This window comes from Paenibacillus sp. 3LSP, from assembly GCF_032465655.1.
Classification (GTDB): Bacteria; Bacillota; Bacilli; order Paenibacillales; family Paenibacillaceae; genus Fontibacillus; species Fontibacillus barengoltzii.
On sequence record NZ_JAWDJI010000145.1, the window covers coordinates 39,036 to 49,344 of the forward strand.

Consider the following 10,309-nt stretch of genomic DNA (forward strand, 5'->3'; position numbering starts at 1 on the left):
TAGCAAAAAACCGCCAGACAGGCATCCTCACCCGTCCGGCGGTTCTCAACGTCCTAGAGATCCATGAGTTAAATAATCCGATCGTTACACTAACTGTTTCTCTACAACCTCTACAATTTGCGCAACCAGCTTCTCCAGCTCCGCTTTCTCCGGCCCTTCCGCCATAACACGGATCAGAGATTCCGTTCCCGACGGCCGAACCAGTACACGACCATTATCGCCCAATTCTTGCTCTACTTCCGCAATCGCTTCAGCAATCACCGCGTTCCCTGCGAACTTGCTCTTGTCTTGTACGCGAACGTTCACCAACACCTGCGGATATTGCTTCATGACCTTCTTCAGCTCGCTAAGCGGCTTGCCGGAAGCCAGCATCGTATCGACCAGTTGAATCGCCGTCAGAATACCGTCCCCCGTTGTATTGTAGTCAAGGAAAATCACGTGACCGGACTGCTCCCCGCCTAGATTATAGCCGCCGCGCAACATTTCCGCCATAACATAGCGGTCGCCCACTGCGGTTTGCTGAGTAGCCAGTCCCAATTTCTTGGCGGCTTTGTAGAAGCCAAAGTTACTCATTACCGTCGAAACAACGGTGCTGTCCTTCAGCTTGCCCGCTCTGTTCATCGCATCGCCGCAGATGCACAGGATATAGTCGCCATCCACTTCTTGGCCTAACTCGTCAATCGCAATCAACCGGTCCGCGTCGCCGTCAAAAGCAAGCCCGACATGCGCGCCAAGTCGAACGACTTCTTCCTTCAGCCGCTCTGGATGCGTGGAACCGCAGTGATCGTTAATGTTCAGGCCGTTAGGCTCAGCGGCCAGCGTATGCACTTCAGCTCCCAGCTCGCGGAATAATCTTGGTGCCAGCTCATAAGCCGCCCCGTTTGCGCAGTCCAGCACCACCTTCAGCCCTTTAAACGAGGAGTTGATCGTCGTTTTCAAATGTTCGAGGTACTTCAGCTTCGAATCATTGTCCACCGTCACGGATCCCAAGTCGCCACCAATTGGCCGCGGCAACTCGTCGACCGCTTTGTCGAGCAGTTCTTCGATCTGCAGCTCCGTTTCGTCCGACAACTTAAAGCCGTCACTGCCAAAGAACTTGATCCCGTTATCCTCTACCGGATTGTGGGATGCGGAAATCATGACGCCTGCGTCCGCTTTAAGCAAGCGGGTGAGATAAGCAACCGCAGGTGTCGTCACGACGCCAAGCCGAATCACATCGGCGCCAATCGACAACAACCCCGCCACCAACGCAGATTCCAGCATCACGCCGGAAATACGCGTGTCCATACCAATGACAACCTTCGGCTTAGGTACCTGGCCTGCAAGCACATAACCGCCGCAGCGACCGATCTGGTACGCCAATTCTGCTGTCAATTCTTTATTCGCAATTCCTCTTACGCCATCCGTTCCAAAATACTTCCCCATGATTTCACTCCTTCAATATTTGCCAGTGCCGCACCGTTCTCTCATCTCCCAGAAGGCGTCTGACCGGTCTATCCTCGTCGTTGTCTGCTTATGTTTATGTCACGTGCCGTTCCCTGAGGTCTCGTCCTCTGTCACATTGCCCCCATCCTCCTGATGAGGTGGCGATCCATGCGAAGATCCATTACCGGACGGGCTTTGTGTACCGTCTGACTCCACAGGAACACCGGAGGTTGGGTTGCCTTTCTCCGTTAGCTCCACGTCCACGGACAAGGAAGTGTTCGGGTCGGCCAACGCCACGCCCTCAGGTAAATGAATCTCAATCGGGACCGTATGCGTCCCCGCCCCCAGATGTGCGAGATCAGCGGTCAACTGAACATTCTCCGGTTGGAGCGCGTCCAACACCGCGCTGACCCCAATCACGTTCAGACTCAAGCTTGGTTCCGTTGGCCGAATCCATTTGACATCGTACATGGATCCGACATTTTTCAACGTGATTGGAATGTCGTCCAGCTGCTTCTGCCCCCCGGGAATCACATGCAATGTGATCGTGGCAGAGCTCGGCTCGATTTTCTCAAAACCTTCCGGAGGAGTCAAGTCCACCACGTATTTAGTCTCATTCGAACCGTTATAACGGCTCAGATCGACCGTCAGCGGATAGGAGGATATACCCTCCAACGCTTCCTTTGAACCGTATAGAACGACGCCCTCTACATCAACCTCTATATCAGTTAAGATATATCCGGATGGTAATTGTCCGGTTTTACGTATTTCGATGGGTACATTTTTGTATAGCTTATTGATGGGGATATCTACATCCACGGAACTAGGCGATATCTTCGCATTCTCCATAGGTATCCCTTGCTTATCATATGCTGTCAGTTTGACGCTTTTGCCTTTAACGGATTCCTTCAATCCCGTCACATCCACCGTACCCTCGACTTTACTCAGCTCTTGCGCCTCACTCGCAGGCAGGGTCACATCAACGGTGCCGCTCCCGGCAACAATAGGCGTCCCAAGTACTAATCCGTCGGCCGGTTCCCCCTTCGTGACGATGGTCACAGGAATCGTCCGGGTTTCCTTCGCTTCAATCGTCACCTTCACGATAGAAGGTTCCATGGAGACCAGTTGGACTCCAGGAGGAAGCTCATGGGTTAGAGGTAGGGTAAATGTCCCTGGTCCCAGATTTTCCAAATTTAGCCTCGCCTTATAATCTGAGAAATTCGTCGTCAAATCGATCCGTTTCCCCTTCACTTCCATACGCACGGTGCTGGGATCCAGATCGTACAAAACGTATTTGTCCTCGTCAAATCCGGTCACTTCGATTTTGACATTGTCGATATAACGCGACTGCGCCAAGGTGGTGGAGTCTACGGGAGTTCCGCTGTCCAAATGAACCATCGCCCACAACATGATACTAAACACTAGCGCAAGGACCTTAGCAAAATTGTTGTGAGTCAGCCATTTATCCATTTTTGACGGCCTCCTTCCGTCTTCGGAACGGGCTGCGCTTGTCTTTGGTGCGCGAATTCGGACCTAATTCCGCATACAGCTTGGAAATCAACGACTCCTCGTTAATGTCTCGGACGACCTGTCCGTCGATCGCAAGTGAAATTTGCCCCGTCTCCTCGGACACAACGATCGAGACCGCATCGCCGACCTCACTAATTCCGATCGCTGCCCGGTGTCTTGTACCCAACTCCTTACTGATGAATGGATTCTCCGACAACGGCAAATAACAGGCAGCCGCAGAGATCCGTTGGCCTTGAATAATCACGGCTCCATCATGGAGCGGGGTATTGGGGATAAAGATATTGATCAACAGCTGTGAAGAAATGATCGACTGCATCGGAATTCCCGATTCGGTATATTCATTTAACCCCGTATCGCGTTCAAACACGATTAGAGCCCCAATCTTTCTGCGCGATAAATAATTGACGGCTTTAATAATCTCACCGATCTGCTTGCCAAACTCTTCCTCGTCCCCGCTGTTCCGCCCAAACAGCTTGCCTCGGCCAAGCTGCTCCAGTGCCCGTCGAAGCTCCGGTTGGAAAATAATGAAGATCGCCAGCACACCAAACGTAAACATTTGGTTCATCAGCCATTTCAGCGTATACAAGTCGAACCAGGTACTTACGGCCCAAATAAATACCAGAACCAAAATCCCCTTGAGCAGATGAACAGCCCGCGTTCCGCGGACAAGCAAAATCATGTGATATATTATATAGGTAACAATCAGGATATCGATGACATCCTTAATGGTATCCTGCCAAGTCAAATTCATAAAATAGTTCATGCTGCGACCCCCGGAAAGATCCTTGCGGACGTTTGGCCCGCCAACAAGGAATCAATATGTACAGCTTCATTCACGCCTGTCTCTTTAAGTTTCCCCTAAATACTAGGTTATAACGTTCACATGTCAGATGCAAGCGCCCAGCAAAAATAGGTTCATTTCGTAACGATTACTAAAATTTACCTATATATACAAAAATAAAAAGCGTCGTTTCCCAAAGGAAAGGCGCCCAAAACATTCCATATCGCCTTACAATCACCTATAGGCGACTTCCGTAAACGTATTGATGATCCGGTACCAGATCCAGTCCAGCGCTTGATCGATCTGTTTCACTTCGCCTGAAATATGCGCCGTGGAGGCTTGGTAATAGGAGCCATCAATCACGGTGAGGTTGCCTTGAACTTCACCATAGATTTCAGCTTTCCCGTTCTCAATGGTTAAGTTCCCGGCAATGACAGCGTCACTTGGAACCGTGACCGTATCGCCTTGAATGATGACTTGATCCAGGCCCGCTCCTTTTACGACCAGCTGATCGTCGCTATCCCAAATCGATACCGCGCTGAACAACATCACCAGCAAGAACATGGCCGCCGCGGTCAACGCCGGATGGCGTTTGATCCACTGGATCCATGCCTGCTGTTTGGGTTGACTTGGAATCTGACTGATGATTCGGTTCACCAGTTCATCAGGAGCCGAGACGTTACTATGCTGCTTGATGGTGGCAAACAACATCATTTCGGTCCGTTCCAATTCCCTGAATTCCTTGAGGCAATCCGGACACTCGTCGAGATGCTGCTTCAGCCGTTCGGCTTGGTCGCGGCTTAATTCGCCGTCCAGGTAATCATGCATCATAGATGAGGCATGTTTGCATTCCATATCAGCCAATCCTTTCAGTAGTATCAATCTATGCGAAATGCGGAAGGCACGGCTAAGATCATAGTCGTCCTACATCCTACCTTACAATACGTAATGGTACAGAATTCGTTTCAAAAAATAATTCCCCAGGCACAGCCCATATTTTAGAGCATTTTATGCTCCAGCTTTTTACGCAAAAATTCGCGTCCGCGGTGAACCCGCGTCTTCACCGTAGTCACCGGCATATCCAAAACCTCGCTGATTTCTTGCAGAGAAAGTTCCTGCAAATAACGGAGCACGATCACCGACTTATATTTAGCAGGCAAGCCTTCGATCGCTTGATGAATCGTTTGCTGCGTTTCGGACAGCAAGTATTCCGTTTCCGGTGTCCGTTCATCCCCAGGAATCAGAGTGTATCCATCCAAGCCATCCTGATCGTTCATCTCCGCGTCCAGGTAATAACTTGGTTTCCGCTTACGCAGTCGGTCAATACACAAGTTCGTCGCAATCCGGTAAATCCAGGTTGAGAACTTCTGTTTATCGTCGTAGCGGTTCCAGTTTTTATGTACCCTCAAGAACGTCTCCTGCACAACATCTTCCGCTTCGTGCCGGTTAGACAGCATCCGGTATCCAAGATGATATAGCTTATCCTTATATAAATCAACAAGTTCAGCGAAGGCTCCCTGGTCCCCTTTCCGGGCCAGCTTCACCAGTCTTGCATCGAAATGTTCCACCACCATATTTTCCCCCAAATCGGTTGGAAGGGCTCAGGTACTTGTACCCTGCCTGTCCGGCTATTCGTCCCTTTGGCTAAGGCAAATGCAAGAGGTCGTTCTCGATCCGAATCCTGACCATTGCATCCTTGAAAGGGTACTTCCAGTCGTCGGCACTTCATTCAAATGTTAAAGCAACTTATCTCAAAATGCAATACATCCAGCTAAGTCAACAGCAAAAAAGCCGGACCTTCTTTAAGAAGGTCCGGCTTAGCATGGTTATATGGACCAATAAAGGATCAGCCCGTATTCCGGAGTCCAGCAGCAATCCCGTTAATCGTAAGCAGCACTTCACGTAACAGTTCAGCATCATCCTGCCCTTGTTCACGCGCAGAGCGCAATTCCGTTAACAACTGCACCTGTAAATAGCTCAGGGGATCCACATAAGGATTACGTAAACGGATCGATTCTTGCAGGCCTGGGAGATTGTCGAAGATTTCTGAAATTCCGCAAATCTTCAGCACCATTTCCCGCGTCAAATGGAATTCCTCTTCAATTTTCCCCAGGATCCGCTCTCTCACAGTATCATCCTTGCACATTTGAGCGTATTCCTTCGCGATGACGAGGTCTGCTTTACTCAACGCAAATTGCAAGGTATCGATCACCGTACGGAAGAACGAGAAGTTCTGATACATATCCTGAAGAACCTTGAGGTTTTCTTCATTATTTTGATAGAAATGATATAGGCCGGTTCCAGCTGCATACCAAGCCGGGAACAAATACCGGCTTTGCGTCCAGGCAAATACCCAAGGGATCGCCCGCAAATCCTCAAACCGATCACTGTTCTTCCGCTTGGACGGACGGGAGCCGATATTCAGCTCACCCACCTCAACCAATGGCGTAGACTCACGGAAGAACTTCAAGAAATCCGGATCGCGGAAGACCAGGTCCTGATATTTATGAAGCGATGTCTCGGAAATCCCGCTCATGATCTCTTCCCAGCGTTGTTCTTCTGCGCTTGGTCCTTGGTCTTGATGCAGCTTCGCTTGAATCGCTGCGGTGATCAGCGCCGAAGTCGCTTGCTCCAAGCTGCGGTACGCAATACCACGCAAGGAGTAGCGTGACGAAATCACTTCGCCTTGCTCCGTGATCTTGATACCGCCGCCGATGGTCTCCGGCGGTTGCACGAGGATGCTGCGGTTAAGCGGCATACCGCCACGACCCAGCGCGCCCCCACGACCGTGGAAAAATTTCAGCTTCACGCCAAACTCATTGGCCGCCGCCGTAATTTGCTTCAAGGCAACGCGCAGCTCCCAGTTGGCTGTAACTACGCCGCCGTCTTTATTACTATCGGAGTAGCCGAGCATAATCTCCTGAAGATCGTTCATCGCCGCCACCGACTCGCGGTAAATCGGCATGCTGAACAGCTGCCGCATAATGCCTGGTGCGGCATGCAGATCGTCAATCGTTTCAAACAGCGGAACCGATTGAAGCGTACAGACGACGGTGCCGTCCGCTTCCTTACGGAACAAGCCTACTTCTTTCGCGAAGACCATGACCTCGAGGATATCGCTGGCCGCCTCTGTCATACTAATCAGGTAACTGGTGATACACTGTGTGCCGTATTCTTTTTGTGCCAGATACACCGTACGATATACATCCAGACATTCTTTGGTGCTTTCCGAATAATCCTGATATGGAGAAGTTAATGGACGCGGGTCGTTTAACAACCGTTCCAGCAGTTGAATCTTCTCTTGCTCCTCCAGTTCGGCATAATTCTCCACAATATTCATTTTCGCCAAAATTTCCGTCATGGCGTTCTCATGCTCTTTACTGTGCTGACGGATATCCAGCGTCGCGGTATGGAAGCCAAACAACTCCGCTTGACGAATCAGCTTCTTAATATGCGTATCTGCGACATAGTCTGCGTAGTGATGACGCAAGCTGCGGTCGATGATCTTCAAATCCTGGATAAAAGCCTCTACGTTTGGATAACGTTCTGGCGTATCCTTGGTGTTATCGTCCAGAACATTGTGCAGCTTCTCCGTCATATACGTCAGCTTAACGCGGTAAGGTTCTTTCTCGTTGTTCCATTGCGGCGTTTTGCGCAACGTCACCTGCAGGCGATCCCGCTGAATGGAAGCCATCAGCTCGTCCGTAACGTCCACGATCGAGGTGCTGAAGCTAAGATGCTTGAACAAATCGGACAAAATCCGCTGATATTCGCGCACCGCCAGTTTACGTTGCATCCGCAGAGTCTCCCAGGTCACGTCAGAGGTTACCGAAGGATTCCCGTCCCGGTCACCACCGATCCAAGAGCCGAAGCGCAAGTACGTTGGAACGTGCCAGTAATGCTCTGGATAGTATTTCGTCAGGCAGCGTTCCAGTTCTTGATAAACCTCAGGCAGCACGTGGAATAAGGTTTCGTGGAAATAGTACATCCCATTTCGAACCTCATCCAGTACCGTAGGTTTACGATCACGCAGTTCATCGGTCTGCCAAAGGGTAATGACCTCGTTAAGCAGCTTCTCCCGCAACTGCTCTCGTTCGCGGAAGGTCAGCGTAGGGTTATCCAACTGCATGACATCGTCAGCGATCCGTTTGTGGATGTCCAGAATCGCACGGCGCATCGCTTCCGTTGGATGGGCAGTCATGACCAGCTCCAGAGACATGCCGCTTAGGAGTTCCTGAGCTTCGCTATAACTAAAGCCCTGTTCCTTTAAATCGCGGACAGCAGCCTCGATCGTACCGCTCTGAACCTCTTCCCCTGCAGAACGCTCATAATCGCGTTTCCGGCGAATGCGGTGGTTCTGCTCCGCGATATTGACTAATTGAAAATAGATCGCAAATGCACGGATCACCTGATGACGGATGCCGGGTTCTAAAGAATTGATCATTCCCTTAAACTCTTCATGTAACTCCGGTAAAAATACAGCCCGCAGGGATTTACTGGCTTCACGTATCTTCTCGACAATATCCAAGAGCTCATTGCCGCCCTGATGCACCAGGACCTCTCCTAGAATATTGCCCAAAAAACGAATGTCGCGCCGAAGCAGGTTATTCGAGTTGCCTTTACCTGCGGTAACCGTTAACTCTGTCATGTTTCTCCCCCTTTTCATCCCAATGCTGCATACTCTATTCAGCATGGTCATGATCTTTGTCGGTTAGACCTAATGACGTGCGCCACGCGTTTCCTAACATCATACAACAAACTGCCCTGAAAATCTTCACTTAATTTGTAAGAAATTCTTGGACACCATGACTGTAGATTCGATTCCGTTTTGCAACTTTACTTACCTTAACACGGTAAAGCAGTAAAACGCAAGGGTATAACAGGTTGATAGAAAACTTTTATACCCAGAGGAAGGCCGCAATGGTAATAAGGATAAGATTATAACAAAAAACATCATCTTATCCGATGATGTTGCTGTTATGTATGGAGCGGGTGATGGGAATCGAACCCACGCTACCAGCTTGGAAGGCTGGAGTTCTACCATTGAACTACACCCGCACCTTAAAGAGATGGTCGGGATGACACGATTCGAACATGCGACCCCCTGGTCCCAAACCAGGTGCTCTACCAAGCTGAGCTACATCCCGTCATTAAGGTGAAATATGAAATTGAAAAAGTGGCGCGCCCTAAGAGATTCGAACTCCTGACCTTTTGATTCGTAGTCAAACGCTCTATCCAGCTGAGCTAAGGGCGCGTATTAAGATGGAGCGGACGACGGGAATCGAACCCGCGACCCTCGCCTTGGCAAGGCGATGCTCTACCGCTGAGCCACGTCCGCGCAAAGATGGTGCGCGTGGAGGGACTTGAACCCCCACGTCAAAGACGCTAGATCCTAAGTCTAGTGCGTCTGCCAATTCCGCCACACGCGCAAGGAAAACTGGTGAGCCATGAAGGACTCGAACCTTCGACACCCTGATTAAAAGTCAGGTGCTCTACCAACTGAGCTAATGGCTCTTACTAAGAAAGATGGCTGGGGATATAGGATTCGAACCTATGCATGACGGAGTCAAAGTCCGTTGCCTTACCGCTTGGCTAATCCCCAATATTTATGGTGGAGGCTGAGGGGATCGAACCCCCGACCCTCTGCTTGTAAGGCAGATGCTCTCCCAGCTGAGCTAAGCCTCCATATATCTGGGACTACTTAAGAAAGAAGATGGTGACCCGTAGGGGATTCGAACCCCTGTTACCTCCGTGAAAGGGAGGTGTCTTAACCCCTTGACCAACGGGCCATATGTAGAGAAGCTCTCAACCGGGATCGAACCGGTGACCTCATCCTTACCATGGATGCACTCTACCTACTGAGCTATGAGAGCTTATGGCTCCCCGAACAGGACTCGAACCTGTGACAACTCGATTAACAGTCGAGTGCTCTACCGACTGAGCTATCGGGGAACATTGCTTGGCAGCGTCCTACTCTCCCAGGACCCTTCGGTCCAAGTACCATCGGCGCTGGAGGGCTTAACGGTCGTGTTCGGGATGGGAACGAGTGGAACCCCTCCGCCATTACCACCAAACAATTCAAGGTTTAATCCTTGAAAACTGGATACGAAACAAATCTGCGTTTGCCTTTCCGGGCCCCGCCAAAGTATTCGGACTAAGCATCGAAGCTTCACGTCACTTTGGTGGGTAGAGTTTTTTTGGATAAGCCCTCGACCGATTAGTACCTGTCAGCTCCATGCATTGCTGCACTTCCACCTCAGGCCTATCAACCTTGTCGTCTTCAAGGGGTCTTACGAATTGGGAAATCTCATCTTGAGGGGGGCTTCACGCTTAGATGCTTTCAGCGCTTATCCCGTCCGCACTTAGCTACCCAGCTGTGCTCCTGGCGGAACAACTGGTGCACCAGCGGTGCGTCCATCCCGGTCCTCTCGTACTAAGGACAGCTCCTCTCAAATTTCCTACGCCCACGACAGATAGGGACCGAACTGTCTCACGACGTTCTGAACCCAGCTCGCGTACCGCTTTAATGGGCGAACAGCCCAACCCTTGGGACCTACTTCAGCCCCAGGATGC

Annotated in this window: 6 protein-coding genes, 11 tRNA genes and 2 rRNA genes; all 19 read right to left on the reverse strand. The window is 50.5% G+C overall.

All coding sequences use genetic code 11. The annotated features are described in order from the left end of the window. Positions 1–84: 84 nt before the first annotated feature. A complete protein-coding gene (gene glmM, locus RW092_RS12185) occupies positions 85–1,425 on the reverse strand; it encodes a phosphoglucosamine mutase (protein ID WP_316010327.1) in 1,341 nt (446 codons plus the stop codon). 99 nt (positions 1,426–1,524) lie between these two features. Next, positions 1,525–2,895 (reverse strand): CdaR family protein, encoded by a 1,371-nt coding sequence (locus RW092_RS12190; protein WP_316010328.1) that lies wholly within the window; start codon positions 2,893–2,895, stop codon positions 1,525–1,527. Continuing rightward, on the reverse strand, positions 2,888–3,718 hold the full coding sequence (gene cdaA, locus RW092_RS12195) for a diadenylate cyclase CdaA (RefSeq protein WP_316010329.1): 831 nt from the start codon (positions 3,716–3,718) through the stop codon (positions 2,888–2,890). Before cdaA ends, RW092_RS12190 begins: the two co-directional genes overlap by 8 nt. A gap of 252 nt (positions 3,719–3,970) precedes the next feature. Further along, entirely contained in the window at positions 3,971–4,591 is a 621-nt protein-coding gene (locus tag RW092_RS12200) for a zf-HC2 domain-containing protein (RefSeq protein ID WP_316010330.1), read from the reverse strand. Between the two features lie 143 nt (positions 4,592–4,734). Next, the gene (sigW, locus tag RW092_RS12205; RefSeq protein ID WP_016310735.1) at positions 4,735–5,310 is read right to left on the reverse strand and encodes an RNA polymerase sigma factor SigW; all 576 of its coding nucleotides are present in this window, start codon (positions 5,308–5,310) and stop codon (positions 4,735–4,737) included. A 272-nt stretch (positions 5,311–5,582) separates the two neighbouring features. Next, positions 5,583–8,384 (reverse strand): phosphoenolpyruvate carboxylase, encoded by a 2,802-nt coding sequence (gene ppc / locus RW092_RS12210; RefSeq protein WP_316010331.1) that lies wholly within the window; start codon positions 8,382–8,384, stop codon positions 5,583–5,585. 336 nt (positions 8,385–8,720) lie between these two features. Continuing rightward, positions 8,721–8,794: transfer RNA gene (locus RW092_RS12215), tRNA-Gly, on the reverse strand. A gap of 12 nt (positions 8,795–8,806) precedes the next feature. Continuing rightward, positions 8,807–8,883 (reverse strand) — tRNA-Pro (locus RW092_RS12220). Between the two features lie 30 nt (positions 8,884–8,913). Then, positions 8,914–8,990: transfer RNA gene (locus RW092_RS12225), tRNA-Arg, on the reverse strand. Between the two features lie 9 nt (positions 8,991–8,999). After that, positions 9,000–9,074, reverse strand: a tRNA-Gly gene (locus RW092_RS12230). A gap of 7 nt (positions 9,075–9,081) precedes the next feature. Then, a tRNA-Leu gene (locus RW092_RS12235) sits at positions 9,082–9,165 on the reverse strand. 9 nt (positions 9,166–9,174) lie between these two features. After that, positions 9,175–9,250 (reverse strand) — tRNA-Lys (locus tag RW092_RS12240). A 13-nt stretch (positions 9,251–9,263) separates the two neighbouring features. Continuing rightward, positions 9,264–9,338, reverse strand: a tRNA-Gln gene (locus tag RW092_RS12245). Between the two features lie 7 nt (positions 9,339–9,345). Beyond that, positions 9,346–9,421, reverse strand: a tRNA-Val gene (locus RW092_RS12250). Between the two features lie 29 nt (positions 9,422–9,450). After that, positions 9,451–9,525: transfer RNA gene (locus RW092_RS12255), tRNA-Glu, on the reverse strand. A gap of 11 nt (positions 9,526–9,536) precedes the next feature. Then, a tRNA-Thr gene (locus RW092_RS12260) sits at positions 9,537–9,609 on the reverse strand. A gap of 3 nt (positions 9,610–9,612) precedes the next feature. Further along, positions 9,613–9,688 (reverse strand) — tRNA-Asn (locus RW092_RS12265). Positions 9,689–9,693: 5 nt separating this feature from the next. Next, positions 9,694–9,810 (reverse strand): 5S ribosomal RNA (rrf, locus tag RW092_RS12270). A 123-nt stretch (positions 9,811–9,933) separates the two neighbouring features. Continuing rightward, positions 9,934–10,309 (reverse strand): 23S ribosomal RNA (locus tag RW092_RS12275); the annotation flags it as partial.